The sequence below is a fragment of the Glycomyces sp. NPDC021274 genome (genome assembly GCF_040641195.1).
Classification (GTDB): domain Bacteria; phylum Actinomycetota; class Actinomycetes; order Mycobacteriales; family Micromonosporaceae; genus Glycomyces.
In genome coordinates this window covers 1-17,758 of the sequence record NZ_JBFADC010000003.1, presented here as the reverse complement: position 1 = coordinate 17,758, position 17,758 = coordinate 1, and the positions used below count along the sequence as shown (strand labels likewise).

At 69.5% G+C, this 17,758-nt stretch carries 16 protein-coding genes; 12 read left to right on the top strand and 4 right to left on the bottom strand.

Going from position 1 to position 17,758, the window contains the following annotated elements; all coding sequences use genetic code 11:
- Positions 1-25 precede the first annotated feature (25 nt).
- The 4 genes from AB0I03_RS07720 (at position 26) to AB0I03_RS07705 (ending at position 4,023) form a co-directional block, all read left to right on the top strand.
- A complete protein-coding gene (locus AB0I03_RS07720) occupies positions 26-766 on the top strand; it encodes a cytochrome c biogenesis protein CcdA (RefSeq protein ID WP_360408194.1) in 741 nt (246 codons plus the stop codon).
- Entirely contained in the window at positions 763-2,358 is a 1,596-nt protein-coding gene (locus AB0I03_RS07715) for a cytochrome c biogenesis protein ResB (protein WP_360408191.1), read from the top strand. The genes AB0I03_RS07720 and AB0I03_RS07715 overlap by 4 nt, the downstream gene beginning before the upstream one ends.
- Positions 2,355-3,317 carry a c-type cytochrome biogenesis protein CcsB gene (ccsB, locus tag AB0I03_RS07710; protein ID WP_360408188.1) on the top strand — a complete coding sequence of 321 codons (963 nt, stop codon included), beginning with the start codon at positions 2,355-2,357 and terminating at the stop codon, positions 3,315-3,317. The genes AB0I03_RS07715 and ccsB overlap by 4 nt, the downstream gene beginning before the upstream one ends.
- 172 nt (positions 3,318-3,489) lie before the next feature.
- A complete protein-coding gene (locus AB0I03_RS07705; protein WP_360408185.1) occupies positions 3,490-4,023 on the top strand; it encodes a hypothetical protein in 534 nt (177 codons plus the stop codon).
- Between the two features lie 94 nt (positions 4,024-4,117).
- Here the strand turns inward: AB0I03_RS07705 and AB0I03_RS07700 are convergent, their stop codons facing one another.
- Together AB0I03_RS07700 and AB0I03_RS07695 are read right to left on the bottom strand one after the other, a co-directional pair.
- A complete protein-coding gene (locus tag AB0I03_RS07700; protein WP_360409942.1) occupies positions 4,118-5,083 on the bottom strand; it encodes a TIGR03885 family FMN-dependent LLM class oxidoreductase in 966 nt (321 codons plus the stop codon).
- Between the two features lie 11 nt (positions 5,084-5,094).
- Entirely contained in the window at positions 5,095-6,726 is a 1,632-nt protein-coding gene (locus tag AB0I03_RS07695) for an alpha-amylase family protein (RefSeq protein ID WP_360408182.1), read from the bottom strand.
- A gap of 217 nt (positions 6,727-6,943) precedes the next feature.
- Between AB0I03_RS07695 and AB0I03_RS07690 the strand changes: the two genes are divergently transcribed.
- Positions 6,944-7,201, top strand: a complete 258-nt coding sequence (locus AB0I03_RS07690) for a hypothetical protein (RefSeq protein WP_360408179.1) — start codon at positions 6,944-6,946, stop codon at positions 7,199-7,201.
- Positions 7,202-7,351: 150 nt separating this feature from the next.
- Here the strand turns inward: AB0I03_RS07690 and AB0I03_RS07685 are convergent, their stop codons facing one another.
- Together AB0I03_RS07685 and AB0I03_RS07680 are read right to left on the bottom strand one after the other, a co-directional pair.
- A complete protein-coding gene (locus tag AB0I03_RS07685; protein ID WP_360408176.1) occupies positions 7,352-8,437 on the bottom strand; it encodes an MHYT domain-containing protein in 1,086 nt (361 codons plus the stop codon).
- 77 nt (positions 8,438-8,514) lie between these two features.
- A complete protein-coding gene (locus AB0I03_RS07680) occupies positions 8,515-9,342 on the bottom strand; it encodes an MHYT domain-containing protein (protein WP_360408173.1) in 828 nt (275 codons plus the stop codon).
- A 638-nt stretch (positions 9,343-9,980) separates the two neighbouring features.
- Between AB0I03_RS07680 and AB0I03_RS07675 the strand changes: the two genes are divergently transcribed.
- The 7 genes from AB0I03_RS07675 to AB0I03_RS07645 all read left to right on the top strand — a co-directional run bounded on the left by AB0I03_RS07675 (position 9,981) and on the right by AB0I03_RS07645 (position 17,161).
- On the top strand, positions 9,981-13,172 hold the full coding sequence (locus tag AB0I03_RS07675; protein ID WP_360408170.1) for a nitrate- and nitrite sensing domain-containing protein: 3,192 nt from the start codon (positions 9,981-9,983) through the stop codon (positions 13,170-13,172).
- A 45-nt stretch (positions 13,173-13,217) separates the two neighbouring features.
- Positions 13,218-13,616: a roadblock/LC7 domain-containing protein gene (locus AB0I03_RS07670; RefSeq protein ID WP_030161947.1), complete on the top strand. Its 399-nt coding sequence runs from the start codon at positions 13,218-13,220 to the stop codon at positions 13,614-13,616.
- 253 nt (positions 13,617-13,869) lie between these two features.
- Positions 13,870-14,247 carry a DUF742 domain-containing protein gene (locus AB0I03_RS07665; RefSeq protein WP_091048505.1) on the top strand — a complete coding sequence of 126 codons (378 nt, stop codon included), beginning with the start codon at positions 13,870-13,872 and terminating at the stop codon, positions 14,245-14,247.
- A gap of 6 nt (positions 14,248-14,253) precedes the next feature.
- A complete protein-coding gene (locus AB0I03_RS07660; protein WP_270115379.1) occupies positions 14,254-14,841 on the top strand; it encodes an ATP/GTP-binding protein in 588 nt (195 codons plus the stop codon).
- Between the two features lie 263 nt (positions 14,842-15,104).
- Positions 15,105-15,908, top strand: coding sequence for a Scr1 family TA system antitoxin-like transcriptional regulator (locus AB0I03_RS07655; protein WP_360408166.1), 804 nt, complete (start codon positions 15,105-15,107; stop codon positions 15,906-15,908).
- A complete protein-coding gene (locus AB0I03_RS07650) occupies positions 15,892-16,143 on the top strand; it encodes a DUF397 domain-containing protein (RefSeq protein ID WP_360408163.1) in 252 nt (83 codons plus the stop codon). Before AB0I03_RS07655 ends, AB0I03_RS07650 begins: the two co-directional genes overlap by 17 nt.
- Before the next feature lie 133 nt (positions 16,144-16,276).
- Positions 16,277-17,161 carry an aminoglycoside phosphotransferase family protein gene (locus tag AB0I03_RS07645; protein WP_360408160.1) on the top strand — a complete coding sequence of 295 codons (885 nt, stop codon included), beginning with the start codon at positions 16,277-16,279 and terminating at the stop codon, positions 17,159-17,161.
- The last annotated feature ends 597 nt before the right edge of the window (positions 17,162-17,758 follow it).

Genomic DNA, 17,758 nt, shown 5'->3' with positions numbered 1-17,758 from the left:
CCCCCGCCGCGGGAGCGGAGGCCGCATGAACCCCGCCGAGACCGCCGCCTCCGGGCCGCTGCTCCTCGCCTTCGGCGTGGCCGCGCTCGCCGGACTCGTCTCCTTCGCCTCCCCGTGCACGCTTCCGCTCATGCCCGGGTACGTGTCCTATGTGACCGGCATGAGCGGCCAGGAGCTCGCAAAGGACCGCCGCGTCGGCCGCGTCCTGGTCGGCGCGCTCCTGTTCGTCGCCGGGTTCACCGCCGTCTACACCACCGTCGTCTTCGCGCTCCAGAGCGCCGGACGCGCCCTCCTCACCAACTCCTCCACTTTGGAGACCGTGGCCGGGGTCGTCATGATCGCCATGGGGCTCATGTTCATCGGCCTCATCCCCACCCGCGGCGGCTTCGCCCCCAAGTGGCGCCCCGCCATCGGCCTCGCCGGCGCCCCGCTCTTCGGCGCGGTCTTCGCGCTCTCCTGGATCCCCTGCACCTCACCGGTGCTCGCCGCCATCACCAGTCTCGCGGTGATCCAGGACGGCACCGGCCGCGGCATCGGCCTCATGATCGCCTACTGCGCCGGACTCGGCGCGCCCTTCGTGCTCTTCGCCGTCGGCATGCACCGCCTCGCCGGAGCCCTCGACTTCCTCAAACGCCACGGCCGCGCCATCTCCATCGCCGGCGGCGTCATGCTCTGCCTCGTCGGCGCCGCCCTCGTCACCGGCGCCTGGACCGAGTTCACGAACTGGCTGCGCGCCACCGTGGGAGCCGGGGTGAGCGTCCTGTGACCGCCACCTTGACACCCCCGCCCCGCTCCAAGCCCAGGACCGCCAAGCGCTTCCGCTCCTTCGCGCGCCGCTGGTGGCACCAGCTCACCGCCATGCGCACCGCGCTGCTGCTGCTCCTCGCGCTCGCGCTCGCCGCGATCCCCGGCTCGACCTTCCCCCAGCGCTCCATCAGCGCCGTCGACGTCGCCGCCTACTACGACCAGCATCCCGACCTCGCGCCCTGGCTCGACCGGGTGTGGGCCTTCGACGTCTACACCTCGCCGTGGTTCTCCGCGATCTACCTGCTGCTCATGATCAGCCTTGTCGGCTGCATCCTGCCGCGCCTGGCCGTCCACTGGAAGGCCCTGCGCGCCAAGGTCCCCGACGCACCCCGGCGCATGTCGATCCTCCCGTACCACCGCACGCTCGCGGTCGACGCCAACCAGTCGCTCGCCCGCGCCGTGCTCAAGCAGCGCCGCTGGCGCACCACCGTGCGCGAAGCCGACGACGGCACCGTCACGATCAGCGCCGAGAAGGGCCAGCTGCGCGAGACCGGGAACCTCCTGTTCCACAGCAGCGTCATCTTCATGCTCGTCGGCGTCGCCCTCGGCAGCCTCATGAGCTGGTACGGCAACCGCATCCTCTCCGAGGACAAGGCCTACTGCAACAACCTGCAGCAGTACGACGAGTACGGCCTGGGCGCGTGGGTCGACGAGACGAGCCTCCCGCAGTTCTGCCTGACCCTCGACGACTTCGACGCCGAGTTCACCAACGGCGGCCCCACCGCCTACGACGCCGCCCTCTCCTACGAGACGGGCGGGGAGGAGGGCGAGTACGCCCTCGAGGTCAACCACCCGTTGAACATCGACGGCACCAACGTCTTCCTCATCGGCCACGGCTACACGCCCGTCGTCACCTACACCGACCGCTACGGCCAGACCCAGACCCTCCACCAGGAGTTCCTGGCCATGGACGCCGCGATGAACTCCGAGGGCGCGTTCAAGTTCCCCGACGTGAACGTCGACCCCGAGACGGGCACCGTCGACGAGGACGCCGAGGTCGGCTTCGACGCGATCCTCGTGCCCACCTTCGACGACTCGACCGCGATGCTCCTGGGCACCGATCCCGAGCTCGGCAACCCGGTGCTCGCCCTCACCGCGTACACCGGCGACCTCGGCCTCGCCGACGGGCAGCCCGAATCGGTGTACGCGATCAACGAGGCCCAGATCGCCTCGGGGAACCTCGAGCAGGTCAACGACGAGATCGAGGTCATCGGCGTCGGCGATGCGATGACGCTGCCCGACGGCTCCACCCTCACCTTCGACGGCGTCGAGCAGTACGCCGTCCTGCAGGTGCGCCACGACCCGGGCGGCCCCGTCGTCCTCGCGGGCGCGATTCTGCTCCTCGGCGGCCTGCTGCCCGCGCTCGCGGTGCGCCGCAGGCGCTTCTGGATCCGGTGGAACCCCGACGGCACCGTCGAGACCGCCGGGCTCAACCGCAACGACTACGACGGCCTCGACGAGGAGTGCGACGAGCTCACCGCTGCCATCGCACCCGGCCACGAGCCGCCGCCAGCATCCTCATCCGACGACTCGATCGGGAGCCAGCAATGACCGGGGCCGAAGTCGCGAACGCGCTGTTCGTCGCCACCATCCTCATCTACGCGGGGGCCATGTTCGCCTACGCCGTGGAGTACGCCTTCGACAAGCGCGCCCCCAAGCGCGCCAAGCAGGTCGCGGCCGTCGGCGCCGCCGGGGCCGACGCCCGGGACGACGACGCCGGCGAAGCCCCGATCAGCCCCGCCGCCGCGCGCGGTGCGGGCCGGCTCGGGCTGATCCTCACCTTCCTCGGCACGGCGGCGCTCGCGACGAGCATCGTCACCCGCGTCATCCACACTGGACGGTGGCCGTGGGGCAACATGTTCGAGTACACGGTGGGCGTGGCGCTCGCGGGCATGGTCACCTGGCTGATCCTCGTCTCCCGCGGCAGCGTGCCGCGCCGCCTCGGCCTCTTCGCCACCTTCGCGGTGACGATGGTGCTCGGCACCTCCGTACGCGTCTACACCGAGGCGGGGCCGCTGGTCCCGGCCCTGGACTCGTACTGGATCGTCATCCACGTGACGGCCGCGATCGCCGCCTCGGGCATCCTGCTCATCGGCTGCGTCTTCGCGATCCTGCACCTGCTCAAGCGCCGCTACGACCGCCAGGTCTCCGACGGCAAGCCGGTCCGGTTCCCGCTCAACGTGGCCGAGCGCCTGCCCGACGCGACCGCGTTGGAGCGCATGACGTTCAAGATCCACGTGTTCGCGTTCCCGCTCCTTACCTTCGGCATCATCGCCGGCTCGGTGTGGGCGCACCTGGCGTGGGGCCGCTACTGGGCCTGGGACCCGAAGGAAGTGTGGGCGTTCATCGCGTGGGTGGTCTACGCCGCGTACCTGCACGCGCGCGTGTCGGGCCGGAGCGCGAAGGCGAACGCGCCGTGGATCGCGATCCTCGGCTACGCCGTGATGCTCTTCAACCTCACCGCCGTGAACCTGGTCTTCGACGGTCTCCACTCCTACGCGGGGGTCTGATGCAGGCACCGTCCGCGGCCTGAACGGCGGCTGAGGCAGTGGCTCGGGGCCGGTAACGGCCCGAACGTGAACGGAGCGCCTGGGGCAAATCGGACATCGATGGGCCCCCGTCTCTACCCTGACCTGTCGGTACGACACCCCTCGTCGTCCTTACCTCTCGAACGGACCTTTCATGACCCCTGAACACGTCCGCGACGCCGCCGGTCTGGCGGCCGTCTTCGGTTTCTTCGCGATGGCCTGGTTCGGCTGGGCCCAGGAGGGCCCGCCGCGACCATGGGTCAAGTTCCTTGCGGCGGGCTCGATCCTGAGCATCCTGACGGCCGCCGCCGGCGGCCTCCTGCTGTGGCGGCACTGGTCCGACGGAACGGTCTTCGACGACGCCACCGGCCGTGCTTTCGGGATCATCGTCGGCATCGAGTTCGCCGCCGCCGGGCTCGGCGCGGCGCTCCTCGCGTGGCGCGGCCGTGCCGAGCACATTTCGGCGTGGATCGCGTTCGTCGTCGGCGTGCACCTCTTCCCGGTCGCGGTAGTCCTGGAGATCCCCGCCGTGCACATCCCGGCGGCGCTGATCACCGTCGCCGCGATCGGCGCGGTGCCGCTGGCCAAGGCCAAGGCGCTCAAGACCAGTGCGGTCATCGGCCCGCTCGCGGGAGGCGTCCTCCTCGTCACCGCCTTGATGTCCCTAGTGGACACCGTCGCGCGCTGAGCAGCACGGTCCCGCCGAGCGGCGCTGCCGCGCGGAGGGGCGCTGTCCCGCTGAGAGGCACCGACGTCGCCGCGAGCCCCGCGCCTCCCGCGGCTCAGCCGGCGCGGAGCTGGGGGAGGACCCGTTCGCCGAAGGCGTCGATGAACCGCTCCTGGTCGGGGCCGACCTGGTGGAGGTAGAGCCGGGAGAACCCGAGTGCGGCGTAGGCGGCCAAGACGGCGGCATGCCGGTCGAGGTCCGCGCCGATGTGGACGCCGGGTTCGAGGGCTTCCACGGGGACATGGGCGCACGCGGCGTCGAACTGCTCCGGCAGCTCCAGTTCCTGGTTGAGCCCCGGCGGCAGCGCCACGAACCGCCACTGCCGCAGCGCCTGCTCGCGGGCCGCCTCCTCATCGGCGTCCCACGACAAGTGGACCTGCAGGTGCAGCGGCTTGTGCTCGCCGCCGCCCTCCCGGAAGGCGTCGATGATCGCCCGCAACCGGTCCTCAGGGGCGTTTACCGTGATGAGCCCGTCCGCCCAAGCGGCGACCTCGCGCGCCGTTTCGGGCGAGAGCGCGGCGGCGAACAGCGGCGGCGGGGTCGCCGGCCGGGTGTACAGCCGGGCGGCCCGCACGGTGACCGGCTCGTCGCGGTCGACGGTCTCACCGTCGAGGAGCCGCCGGATGACGTCGGCGCACGCCGCCAAGCGGGCGTTGCGCGCCGGTTTGCGCGGCCAGACCGTGCCGGTGACGTGCTCGTTCAGGGCCTGCCCGCTGCCGAGCGCAGGCGTGAACCGGCCCGGGAACAGCTCCTCCACCGTGGCGATCGCCTGCGCGGTGATCGCCGGGTGGTACCGGTCGCCGGGCGCGGTGACCACCCCGAACGGCAGCCGCGTCCGGGCCATCGCGGCCCCGAGCCAGGTCCAGGCGTACCCGGACTCGTCCTGGTCGGCGCTCCAGGGCGCGAAGTGGTCGGAGGAGAGCACCGCGTCGAAACCGGCGGTCTCGGCGGCGACCGCGGCCGCCGCCAGGCGCGAGGGCGGGAACTGCTCGTGCGACGCGTGATATCCGATTTCCACCATGAGCTCCCGGTTCACTTGAAGACGTGACTGCGCGGCCGCAGCCACCGGTACCCGTGCCCGGCGAGCCGCAGCACCGGCCCGTCGTCCTCCTCCGGCGGGTACTCGCGGTCGGTGAGCACGTCGACGAGGTCGTCCAGTTCCTCGTCGCGAAGGCGCACCTCGACGTCGTCGCCGGAAAGGTTCACCAGGGTGACGACCCTCCCGTCGCGCTCGTCCTCGTGGATCAGGGAGACCACGGACGGGCTGCCGGTGTCCAGCACCCGGTGCGTGCCGAAACCGATCTCGGTCAACCCGAGTCGGGTTCTGACCATGTCGCCGATCTTCGCCAACAGGCTCCCGGGCCGCCGCTGCTGGTCGTAGACGTTGATCTCCCGGTACCCGAACGGACCGTCCGCGACGGGCTTCGCGACGAGGTGCTCCGCGGGGGCCGAAGAGAACCCGCCGTGCTCGTCGGCGGTCCACTGCATGGGGATGCGCACGCTCAAGCGCTCGCGCCGCCCCAGGTCGTCGCCCATGCCGAACTCGTCCCCGTACTGGAGCACCGGCGTGCCCGGCAGCGAGAGCAGCAGCGCATGGGCCGCCGCGATGCGGCGGTGGTCGCCGCCGAGCATCGGGGCGACGCGGCGGCGGATCCCGCGGCCGTACGCCCGCATGTCCTCGTCGGGCGCGAACACCGCCATGACCTCCTCGCGCTCGGCCGCGCTGAGCCGTTCCAGGTCGAGTTCGTCATGGTTGCGCAGCCAGTTCGCGAACTGGCTGCGGCGCGGCGGCACCGGCAGCCGACCCAGCGCCTCGTGCACCGGGGCGGCCTCGCCGCGCGCCAAGGCGAGGAACATGTGGTTGTTGAGCCAGAAGTTCAGGAGCATCGTGAGGCCGTCGCCCTCGAGGAAGTAGTCGTCGTACTCCTCGGCCGGGACGTCGACCTCGCCGATGAGCACCGCCTCCGGATGGCGCAGCGCCACGAACTCGCGCAGCTCCCGCAGCAGGTCCGTGCCGCTCTTGTACTCCTCGACCTCCTCCGCGGCGCTGACCATGTACGGCACCGCGTCCACCCGGAACCCGGAGACGCCCAGGCGCAGCCAGAACGCCATGATCCGCCGGATCTCCGCCCGCACCTGCGGATTCGCCAGGTTCAGGTCGGGCTCGTGGGCGTAGAACATGTGCCGGTAGTACTGCCCGGCCTCCTCGTCCCAGGTCCAGACGCCGTCCTCCACGGTGGGGAAGACCGGTTCGAGCCCGTCCTCCACCGGCTCGTCGGACCACAGGTAGTAGTCGCGGTACGGGGATTCGGGGTTGCTGCGGGCCGCCTGGAACCACGGGTGCTTGTCGGAGGTGTGCTGCACGACGAGGTCGAACAGGACGCGGATGCCCGCCTCCTCGGCCTGCTCCAGGAGCGCCACGACATCGGGGATCGTCCCCAGCCGCGGGTCGACCGACAGGTGGTCGGTGATGTCGTACCCGCCGTCCTTGAACGGCGAGGGGTAGAACGGCAGCAGCCACACGCAGGTCGCGCCGAGACCGCGCAGGTGCTCGAGCCGGTTCGTCAGGCCCCGCAGATCGCCCCACCCGTCGCCGTCGGAGTCGCGGAACATCGCCGGATCGACCGCGTAGATGACGGCGTTCCGGTACCACAATGGCAGCATCGCGTCCCTTTCCCTCTCGTCTTTCAGGTCACGTCGAATGCCCGCGGCGGCCCCCGGCGAAACCCGGCCGAGCCGCCGCCGAGGGATGCGCGGCGCGGGGGAGCTGGATTAGGCTGGAGCCCACCGGGCACTGCCCGGCCGGGACGGCGGCGACGCGGCCGATCCGGTTGCGGCGCTTGGTGCGTCCCCGAAAACCTGGACAGGAAGGCGGTGCCCCATGGCGAGCATCGACGAGGCGCTCAACCTGATCAACGCGAACATCGAGGCGGTGAACGAGCTTCAAGGGCAGGTCGAGGCCACCAAGGCCCAGACCGAGGAGCTGCTGGGCCAGGTCCAGGCCCTCGGCATCGAGGCCGCCTCCAACGCGCTGAACGTCGGCAAGGAGCAGCTCGAGGAGGGCAGCGCCATGGCCGCCGCGCTCCGCACCAAGCTCGAAGAGGCACGCAGCGCCGTCGAAGTCGCCAAGCAGTCCTAGACACGGCGAAGCCGTGCGCCGCTTGCAGACTCGCCCGCGACCGCGCCAGGACTGCGGTGCGTGACGGGCCCTATATATAAGGCATAGAACGGGAACGGGCGACCTCCTTGCGGAGGTCGCCCGTTCCCGCTGCTTGCGGGTGCGAGGGTCTTAGCGCCGCGGCGTCTGCCGCGGCGTGATGTCGAAGTGCTCGGCCGTCCGCTCCAGATCCGCCTGCTGGAACGAGCGCTGCCCGTGCAGACCGGGGCGGTCGGGCACGATGAGCGGCCCGTCATGGCTGCCCACCGGCGCCTGGATCGGCGCGGTCCGCTGGTCGGGGACCGCGTGGCCCTGGCGCTCGCTCTTGTTGCGCACCCGCCCGGTCCGGGCCGGCCCCTGCCGGTTCGGCCGCGGCTGCGGGCCGCGGAGCTTGTCCACCGGGATCGCGCCCGTCGACGACGGAGGCGCCTCCTCGTCGGCGAGCTCGATGCCGAGCTGGTCGCGCTTGGTGACCATCTTCGGCTGCGTCCCCATGAGCGCGAACAGCAGCACGATGATGCCGATGGTCGCGACCCCGAGGATCGGCAGGATGAGCATGATCGGGTCGATGCCCGCCACCGAGTCGCGGCCGCCGTCAGTGAGGGTCACCCGCACCCCGGCCATGCCGGTGAAGTGCATGGAGCAGATCGCGATCGCCATGATGACCGCCGCGCCCGACTGCCAGCGCCAGCCGTCGAGGTACATGCCGCAGAACAGGGCCGCCGTGGCGGCCACGACCGCGATCACGACCGAGGCGATGAAGTAGTTGCGCTCGTGCGTGATGTGGCCCGAGACGTTGATCGCCGCCATGCCCGAGTAGTGCATGATGACGACGCCGATGCCGGTGATCGGCCCGGCCATGAGGATCTTCGCGACCGTGTTGCGCCGGCCCGTGCCGGCCACCAGCAGGCCGAAGAACACGGCGGCGATGGAGGCGACGAGGCTGAGGAAGGTCTGCAGCGGGTCGTAGCCGATGTCGGAGTCGACGACCTTGAAGCCGATCATGGCGGTGAAGTGCATCATCCAGATCGCGGTGCCGCCCAAGGCGAAGGCCGCCAGTGCGATCCACCGGACCCGCTTGCGGGACGACTTCACCGTGCCGTCCTGGCGGCGGGCCTGCGTCATGCACATGAGCGCCAGGATCGAACCCGCGAACGCGAATCCGAAGGCCATGATGGGGTTGATCCAGCCGTACGTGAAGTGACTGACGTGTTCCATCCGTGGTCTTCCTCCCCGGGCTCGGCCCGTATCCGGAATGTCGCGCTGGCGTGCAGCGCGATGTGAAACTTATACGACTACTGTCCGGCGGCGTCCGCAAGACGGACAGTTGCACTAGGACGGTCATTTCGGTCGCCCGGGGGGATCGCATCCAGTGCGGGCGAGGCCAGCACGCCGAACACCATGCCGACGATGGCGATCATCGCGAGGATGAGGATCGGCAGGAGCAGCACGAGCGGGCTGATGCCCGCGACGTCCGCGCGCGGCGGGCCCTGGACCTGGACCGCGGCCATCCCGGTGTAGTGCATGCCGACGACCGCGACGCTCATGACGGCGGAGGCCAGGGCCATGCTGCCGCGCCGGTCGACGACGGCGGTGAAGCGCAGTGCCACCGTCGAGGCGACGACCGCGACGACGATCGAGGCCGCGACCAGCAGCGGGTCGTAGTGGACGCGGCCGCCCGTGGCGACCGCGGCCATCCCCGTGTAGTGCATCCCGACCACGCCCGCGCCGCACACCAGCCCGCCGAGGATCAAGCGCGGCCAGCCCGCGCGCTTGCCGCCGGACACGAACAGCCCGATGCCGACCGCCGCGACCGCGAGTGCGAACGAGGCGGCGGTGAGCTCGGGGTCGTAGGCGATGTCGGCGCCGGTGACGGTGAAGCCGACCATCGCGATGAAGTGCATCATCCAGATGCCGACCCCGCCGATGGCCAAGGCGGCCAACAGGGTCCAGCGGAGTCGCCCACCGGGGGAGGTGGCGGCGCGGGCGTAGCGGGAGGCCGACAGGCCGAGGAAGGAACCGGCCGCGGCGAAGGCGAGGCCCATCACGGGGTTGAGCCAGCCGTAGGTGAAGTGGTGGTGCTCGAGCGTGGAGGCGAGCACGTCGTTCAGTGGCACTGCCATGGGGTTGCCTCCTGGAAGGTCGTGGGTCAACCGTGCCTAATGGAGGGCGAAGTGTGTCGCACAGACTGTGCGAGTCGCGCGCGGACCTGGGGGCGCTATGTCAGATCTGTCCCCCGTTCGTGTTCGGGGGAGCGCGTTCGGTGAATGGACTAAGGTGGCGAAACGGTCAACACGAACGGTGCTCATGCGGCTGCGGCGTGTATCGGACTCGCGGGTAAGGTCCATTGGGCGGGAGTCGTCCGAGCGGGGCCCTGGTTGTCGTCCGAACAGGCCTTCTTCTCGACCGAACGGCCGAATACCGCATAGGCATGTGTCCAAAAGATCAGTGTATCTTGGGATTCGCCCCGCTACACGGTGCCATACGAGGGGCGCTTCAGTACTCCAGTACGCCCCTGGATTTCGCCGCCGGCATTCGTCATGATGGAATCTGCTGGGCTTCACATGCCGCCCCCGCCTCCCCGGCGGGCCGGCGGCAGCCGACTCGACACGTCGGCCCGAGACCGATCCGCCCGGCCCGGGCCCTTCGGTCTGACACAGAGGACCACCCCAGGAGGCTAGACAAGGTGAGCAAGCGCAGCTCGAACCGTGCGGGTTCAGCGGCTCGACGAGGACCGCTCGGCCTGCCCCGCATCGCCGACATGCGAATCCGGTCCAAGCTGGGAATGATCCTCCTGGTGCCGCTCGTAGTCCTGGTGGCCGTCGCCGGCCTCCGCCTCTACGACCTCTCCGACCGCGTGTTCGAGTCGAACGACATGGTGGACCTCGTCGAGTTCAACACCTACGTCGCCGACCTCCGGTACGAGCTCCAGAAGGAGCGGTCCCTCCTCGTCACCCACCTGCGCCTCGACAACGACCACGTCGCCGGCATCGACCCGGCGCTGTACGACGACTCGGACGTCGCCACCCAGCAGGGCGACACCGACGACGCGTTCGAGCAGTTCAACGAGAAGGCCGGCGAGCTCCCCGACCTCTCCGAGGACATCACCAACCGCATCAGCGCGGTCCAGACGCAGTACGAGAGCCTCCTGCAGATCCGCGAGCGGGCCGACGAAGACGCCCAGCAGGCCTCGATCGACGCCACCTCCCGCGTCTACCAGCGGCTCGTCGCCGAACTGGTGACCATCACCGACATCTCCTCGCGCATCGTCAACGACCCCGACATCGCCCGGAACCTCCAGGCCATCGCCGCCGCCACCACCATCCTCGAGACCCTCGAGGAAGAGCGCGCGATCGCCATCAGCGTCGGCAACGGCCGCAAGTTCATCAACGCCGGCCGCTGGCAGACCTTCATCTCCTACGCCTCGCTGCGGGAGACCGCCGAGGCCCAGTTCAAGACCGTCGCCAACCGGGAAGAGCAGCTCGCGTTCTTCTTCAGCACAGGCGGCCTGAACACCCAGGAGGCCCAGGCGGCCCTCGAGTTCGAGAACGACGCGGTCACCGCCAGCACCGACCGGAACCTGGAAGTCAACGCCGAGGTCATCGCCTCCTACGACGCGATCCTCGACAACGGCCTCGCCTACATCAACAGCGAGTCGGACGAGGTCCTCGCCGACGCCAGCTCCGACCGCGACGCGCAGATCTTCCAGCTGCTACTCGAAGCCGTGCTCATCCTCGCGGCCTTCGTGGTCGCGACCGTGATCGCCCTGCTCATCGCCCGCAACATGGCGACCGGCCTGCGCCGGCTCCGCGAGGGCGCGCTCGACGTCGCCCACGTCAGCCTCCCGCAGGCGGTGGCGCAGATGCGCGACGCCGAGACCATCGGCAACCGCACGCCCGACGAGGTCGCGGCCGAGACCGGCGCGGTGATCGACATCGACCAGCGCGACGAGATCGGCAACGTGGCGCACTCGTTCAACATCGTCCACACCGAGGCGATCCGCATCGCGGCCGAGCAGGCCGCCCTGCGCGCCAACGTCTCCCAGATGTTCATCAACCTCGCCCGCCGCTCCCAGAACCTCGTCGACCGGCTCATCGGCCACCTCGACCACCTGGAGCGCGGCGAGGAGAACCCGGACCGCCTGGCCGAGCTGTTCCAGCTCGACCACCTCGCGACCCGCATGCGCCGCAACGACGAGAACCTCCTGGTGCTCGCCGGCGCGGACTCGACCCGCCAGGAGCGCTACCCCGCGCCCGTGGGCGACATCCTGCAGGCCGCGCAGTCCGAAGTCGAGCAGTACACCCGCATCGAGTTCGGGAACCTCGAGGCCGAGCGGGAGATCCGCCCGGCCGCGGTCAACGACCTCGTGCACCTCATCGCCGAGCTCATGGACAACGCGACCGCGTTCTCCCCGCCGGAGTCCCCGGTGCTCGTCGAGGCCGAGCAGATGCGCACCGCCGAGAGCCCGCAGGGCGCGATCCGCGTGCGCATCAACGACATCGGCATCGGCATGCCCCCCGGCCAGATCGAGGACATCAACCGCCAGCTCTCCGAGTCGGGCGAGGCCATCGACCTCGCGTCCTCGCGCATGATGGGCCTGGTCGTGGTCGCCCGCCTCGCCAAGCGGCACGACGTCCGCGTCGAGCTGCGCCCCGGCGAGCAGCGCGGCACCGTCGCCGAGGTCATCCTGGGCGAAGCGGTCCTCACCGACCCGAAGCTGCCCGAGCGCGGCCTGCGCAGCGGCGTCCCGCTCGACGGCACCGGCTACGACAACGCCTACGACAGCGGCGACAACACGTTCTCCCTGCAAGGCCGCGACGACGGCCCGCGCGGTGCGCTCGGCATGAACTCCGGGGCGCTCCCGCAGGTCCCCGAGAGCCCCGCGGGACTGTTCGACACCGTCGCCCAGCCCGGCCCGCAGTCGCCGCCCCCGCCGCAGCCGCAGCCGATGTGGCAGCCCAGCGCGCCGCAGCAGCCGTCCCGCCCGCCGGTCCCGCCGCAGCCCGCCGAGCCGCTCACCGGCGAGCACGCGCTGCACCGCAACCAGGGCCGGCCGACCCAGCCGTTCCCGCCGGCGACCGAAGAGGAGCCGGGCTTCATGTTCCGGCCCGGCGGCCTCGCCGAGGAGCGCCGCCCCGGCGGCAAGGTCATGGAAGTGACCGGCGAGATCGTCTCCTCCGAGCACGTGGCGCTGCCGAAGATCCAGCTCGAGGCGTTCACGCCCGAGCCGGAGCCGGTGCCGCCGTCGTGGCCGGACGCGGCCGCCGCGCCCTCGGGCACGGAGGCCCCGCGCGCCGCCAAGAACGACCGCGTGTCCGCTCTGGACGCCACGACCGAGCTCCCGATCTTCCGCGAGGTCGAATCGGCCTGGTTCAAGGCCGTCACCCCCGCCCCCAAGAAGGTCGAGGACGACGCGCCGGCGCTCGGCGCCGCCGCCGAGGCGCCCGTCCAGGAGGGCGACACGTCGTCCTTCCGTACGACGGAGGCACCGTCCGCAGAGGTGGCGCAGGCTTCCCCGCCGCGCTACGCTGACCAGTCAGAAGCGGCCGAGTCCCCCGCCCCGGCTTGGGAGGCGGCACCGCCCGCCCCTCCGCAGCCCACGGAAGGCTCGACGCCCATGCAGAGCAAGCCCGCCGACGAGCACTCGTCACCCCCGGGCCTGGAACGACGCCGCCTCACCTCCCCCGAAGCCGAGTCGGGCTCCTACGCCTGGCGCACGGCCGCCGACGACGGCTGGTCGCGGGTGGACAACGCCTTCGCCGAGACCGTCTCCGCCGAGACGACCTCGGTGGGACTTCCCAAGCGCCGCCCCATGGAACGCCTGGTTCCCGGTGCCGTGGAGGAATCACAGGAGACCGTCAGCGCGCAGAAGCGCAACCCGGAGGGCATTCGGGGCCTGCTGTCGGCCTATCACCGTGGGGTGCAGCGAGGACGTGGCAATGACGGTAACTGAGTCGCTGAACCGCAACACGGAAGACGCTACTAAGGAGCGCAAACGATGAGCACTGGTGGAACCTCGGTCCAGGACCTGGGCTGGCTGCTGGCCGGCTTCGCCGAACGCGTGCCGGGCGTGGCCCACGCCGTCGCGGTCAGCGCCGACGGTCTGCTGCTGGCCTCCTCGCGGGACCTGCCGCGGGACCGGGCCGACCAGCTGTCGGCCGTGACCTCGGGTCTGGTGAGCCTCACCCAGGGCGCCTCCCGCTGCTTCGAAGGCGGCGCCGTCCTCCAGACGGTGGTCGAGATGGACCGCGGCTTCCTGTTCCTCATGTCCATCAGCGACGGCTCCTCGTTCGCGGTCCTGGCCTCGAAGAACTGCGACGTCGGCCAGGTCGGCTACGAGATGGCGCTCCTGGTGGACCGGGTCGGCCAGGCACTGACCCCGTCGGCCCGCAGTTGACGTGCCTGCCAGTACCGGCACGATTGGCGAATGCACGTGCGGCACGGTAGGCTCCTCTCGAGCGGAAGCCACGGCGGCCGCTTGCGGAGCCGTACATGTGCGCCAGCACGAGTGGGACGAACTGAACAATCGAACCCCTCCGTCGCATCCCCAGGCGACGGGCCGGTGCCTCCCCTGGCACGCGGTACACGGATAACTGACATGACTGCGGCACAAGGATTGTGGGATCCGCGCGCCGCGGTTGGAGGTAGTAATGGTCCTCGGTGGTGATGAGCCGACCGGCTCACTCGTCAGACCGTACGCGGTCACTCGCGGCCGCACGCGGCCCCAATTGGAGATCGCCCTGGAAGCGCTGGTGGAGACCACCGCGCGCGGCCGGTCCGGGCAGTTCCTCGGCGGCCGGGAGCAGAAGGTGATCGTCGACCTGTGCGGCGGGCGCCTCCAGTCCCTCGCCGAGATCGCCGCGCGCATGGAGGTGCCCCTGGGCGTCGCGCGCGTACTGGTCGCCGACATGGCGGCCGATGGATTGCTGGCAGTGCACGAACCCACCGGATTCGACGCGGACGGCGGCGACGGATCGGTCGGAACCGAGCTCCTTGAGCGTGTCCTCAGTGGACTCAGGAGGCTATAGACCCACATGAACTCATCCGCAGACACCTCTCGTGTGACCTCTGCCAAGATCGTCATCGCCGGCGGCTTCGGCGTCGGCAAGACGACCTTGGTCGGATCGGTCTCCGAGATCACTCCGTTGACGACCGAGGCGATCATGACCTCCGCCTCGGAGGGCGTCGACGACAACAACCTGGTGCCCGACAAGCAGACCACCACGGTGGCGATGGACTTCGGCCGTATCACCATCGACCAGGACCTCATCCTGTACCTCTTCGGCACGCCCGGCCAGACCCGCTTCTGGTTCATGTGGGACGAACTCGTGCGCGGCGCTATCGGCGCCATCGTCCTGGTCGACACCCGCCGCCTCGCCGACTGCTTCTCGGTCATCGACTTCTTCGAGCACCGCAAGCTGCCCTACCTGGTCGCCGTGAACTGCTTCGACGGCAAGCAGCTCCACGACCTCAACGACATCCGCGACGCCCTGCAGATCTCGCACGACGTCCCCGTGATGTACACGGACGCCCGCAACCGGGAGTCCACCAAGCAGGTGCTCATCAAGCTCGTCGAGTATGTCCTCTCGATGCGCCGCACCCGCACTGTCGGCGTCCACTAGCCGCCCACAGGCGGACGTTCGGCACCTGTCTAGGCTGACCCATCACCCTGGACCATGCTTCGAAGGGGCCCAAGGCTTAACCGCCTTGGGCCCCTTCGTTTTGCCTTGATGGGGATCGGTTGGTCGGTGAAGCAGAGGAGCAAGGTCGGTTGGAAAGTATTGCGCCCCAAACTTTCTAGTCTTTACCCACTTCCCGAGACCTATGTGACCAGGGGTACCGTTTCGTTACCGAGAGTGCCCACCACCAGCTCCTGGAGGCATTGATGCCGATCGCCCGCATCGCGGAATGGTTCGTCCCGGTTGAATTGAATGCGCTGAAGCGGCAATCGCAGCTGACGATTCAGCAGCTCGCCACGAAGCTCGGCGTGAGCCCGCGGACCATCACCAACTACTTGACGGGCGAGACGCGACCCAAGGCGGGCATGGCGGCCTCGTATGCGCGGGTGTGCGGCGCGAGCGAGAAGCGAATGGACTTCCTCTCACATGTCATCACGCAGCTGGACAACGGCGCCATCGTGTCGGAGCTCAGCGACCGCAACATCTTCATCGTCGAACTCGCCGAGGCCACTTCGGGGGAAATCTGGAAGTGGGAGCCCTGGTATATCCCGGGGCCGCTCCAGGTCGAGCTCTACCACACCCAGATGCTCCCGGAGAAGGAGCCGAACCCGATGCAGCATCACCAGCGCAAGTTGCGGCGTTTCCTGACGCTGGTCGGGCGCCGACCCGCCCCGATGCTCCGCTACCTGATCAGCGGCAGCGCCATGCGGATGCTCGACGGCTGGGAATGGCGCGACAAGCAGATCGCCAGACTGCTCGAGGCAGACAATCACCCCAACTCCGAAGTCAGAGTTCTCGAGGGGCTCCACTACGGGATCGAACATGCCTTCGACATCTACCTGCCGGATGGCCGGCCCGATGCGGCCCCGCCGTTTATCTATGTTGAGACCATCGACCAGAGCCGACACATCGAGGATGCCGCCAAAATCGAGTTGTACCATGGCCGAGTCAGGGAGATGTGGTCTTCGGGGACTCGTATCGGAAGGTGGCTCGATGACAGAAGTCAGTAACTGGCGCAAGAGCACTCGCAGCGGCGGCGGCGCCGACAGCAACTGTGTCGAGTGCCGCGTGACCTGGCGGAAGAGCACCCGTAGCAACGGTGGCGCCAACAGCAATTGCGTCGAGGCCCGCCAGCGCGCCGAGGGCTTCCAGGTCCGCGACTCCAAGCTCGGCCACGACTCGCCGGTCTTCGCACTGGAATCGGCCGACTTCGCGGGTCTGCTCCAGGCTGCCGCCCGCGCTTAGCGCTTGTCCCAACAGGTACTTGTGAGGTCGGGCGCGCGCGTCTGCGCACCCGGCCTTTTTTCTGTGCCGCCCAATGGGCAAGCCGGTGCTCGTGTACGGGATATCGCTTTGACGTCGCCGTTAGCCTAAGGCCGTGCCGAACCTTGAAGCGATCGCCGAAATAGCCCGACGACATGGGGTCGATCCTGCAGCCGTCACCGCTGTGCCGTTCCAGGGCGTTGCGAACCTCGCCTATTTCCTCGGCGACGACCTGGTGCTGCGGATCGCGCGCCCCGAGAGTGCTGAGGATCTGCGCAAAGAAGCCAGCGTGATCCCGGCGGCCGTTCGAGCCGGGGTCCGCACCCCCGAGATCGTCGACTTCGACCATGGTGATCTGCTGCAGGTTCCGTACATGGTCCTCAGGCGCGCCACGGGCTTCGTTCCGGACCTCCCTGCCGACCTCACCGACGAGCGGTGGCTTCCGGTGTACCGGGAGCTCGGCGCTGAACTTGCGGTACTGCACCAGGGCGTCGACGCGATGCCGGAAGTCCCCGTGGATCACGCCGGTGATCCGAGGGCTGACATCGCGTCTCTGGTCAGCAACGGATACCTCAGCGCCGACCTCGGCGACTGGCTTGCCGGCTGGTTCGACCGGCTCGCAACCCGCCTTCCCACCGCGCAGCCGTATCGGCTAATCCACGGCGACGCCCACCCACAGAACCTGCTCATCGATCCGAACACCAAGCGGCTCAATGCGATCTTGGACTGGGGTGACGCAGCCTGGGCCGATCCGGCGACCGAGTTCGCCAAACTTCCGCTCCGCGCGGTCCCAGCCTTCCTGGAGGGCTACACAGACGGAGACGATGTGACCTGGGCCGCCCGAATTCTCTGGCACCATCTCCATTGGGCGATCGGCCGCTTCCCGTCTCCGCCCGAATCACGGGCCGGTCACTGGAGCGCCCAACCCGCCAATCGGGTCCTGGAGATCATGCGATTCTTCCTCGCCGACCCGCCGCACCCGTGGACTGATCTGCGGTAGGAGGAGCGGTAGGAGCGGTAGAAGGCGAAGCAATGCCCTGGCCCGATTGGTCCCTGGTTCAAGCGGGCGGCGACAACGAGGTAGGAGGAACCGGGCCGGGCGCTTTGGCTTCCCGGTCTCGATGGGCTGCGGTTCAACCCGGCAGCGACAACGAGGCGGGGGATAACCTGGTCGGTCTCTGGAGTCTTGGCGCGACCGGGGTTGCGGTTCATGCAGGCAGCGACAACGAGGTCTGGTCGCGGTGAGGGTGGTTCGTCGGCAGCCGGGTCGGGGATGCCTTGAGGTTCAGGCGGGCAGCGACGAAGAGGTGAGCGTGGTCCGGGGCCGGATGGCGGCCCCCGGATCGATTGGTCCCCGGTTCGAGCGGGCGGCGACAAGGAAGGTCTGGACTTTCCCGGGTTGCACTGCGGCTGGCGGGTGGGGCTTCCCGAGGGGCGTCTCAAGGCCCTTCCGGCCCTGGGCATGGTGAGGGGCCCGACCCCGGTCTTGGGGTTCGGGCTGAGCTGCGTGGTGTGGCGGCGCTTCCCCCAGCAGTCGCCTGCTGGGGCAGCCTAAGACGGGCACTGGAACCGGTGGTGGTGTCCCGAACTTCTCTCG

Coding starts and splice junctions, on each gene's coding strand:
- AB0I03_RS07700 (WP_360409942.1), bottom strand. CDS start 5,083: ATGGTGGAAATCGGATATCACGCGTCGCACGAGCAGTTCCCGCCCTCG.
- ccsB (WP_360408188.1), top strand. CDS start 2,355: ATGACCGGGGCCGAAGTCGCGAACGCGCTGTTCGTCGCCACCATCCTC.
- AB0I03_RS07705 (WP_360408185.1), top strand. CDS start 3,490: ATGACCCCTGAACACGTCCGCGACGCCGCCGGTCTGGCGGCCGTCTTC.
- AB0I03_RS07655 (WP_360408166.1), top strand. CDS start 15,105: ATGCCGATCGCCCGCATCGCGGAATGGTTCGTCCCGGTTGAATTGAAT.
- AB0I03_RS07720 (WP_360408194.1), top strand. CDS start 26: ATGAACCCCGCCGAGACCGCCGCCTCCGGGCCGCTGCTCCTCGCCTTC.
- AB0I03_RS07665 (WP_091048505.1), top strand. CDS start 13,870: ATGGTCCTCGGTGGTGATGAGCCGACCGGCTCACTCGTCAGACCGTAC.
- AB0I03_RS07660 (WP_270115379.1), top strand. CDS start 14,254: ATGAACTCATCCGCAGACACCTCTCGTGTGACCTCTGCCAAGATCGTC.
- AB0I03_RS07685 (WP_360408176.1), bottom strand. CDS start 8,437: ATGGAACACGTCAGTCACTTCACGTACGGCTGGATCAACCCCATCATG.
- AB0I03_RS07675 (WP_360408170.1), top strand. CDS start 9,981: ATGCGAATCCGGTCCAAGCTGGGAATGATCCTCCTGGTGCCGCTCGTA.
- AB0I03_RS07690 (WP_360408179.1), top strand. CDS start 6,944: ATGGCGAGCATCGACGAGGCGCTCAACCTGATCAACGCGAACATCGAG.
- AB0I03_RS07680 (WP_360408173.1), bottom strand. CDS start 9,342: ATGGCAGTGCCACTGAACGACGTGCTCGCCTCCACGCTCGAGCACCAC.
- AB0I03_RS07695 (WP_360408182.1), bottom strand. CDS start 6,726: ATGCTGCCATTGTGGTACCGGAACGCCGTCATCTACGCGGTCGATCCG.
- AB0I03_RS07650 (WP_360408163.1), top strand. CDS start 15,892: ATGACAGAAGTCAGTAACTGGCGCAAGAGCACTCGCAGCGGCGGCGGC.
- AB0I03_RS07670 (WP_030161947.1), top strand. CDS start 13,218: ATGAGCACTGGTGGAACCTCGGTCCAGGACCTGGGCTGGCTGCTGGCC.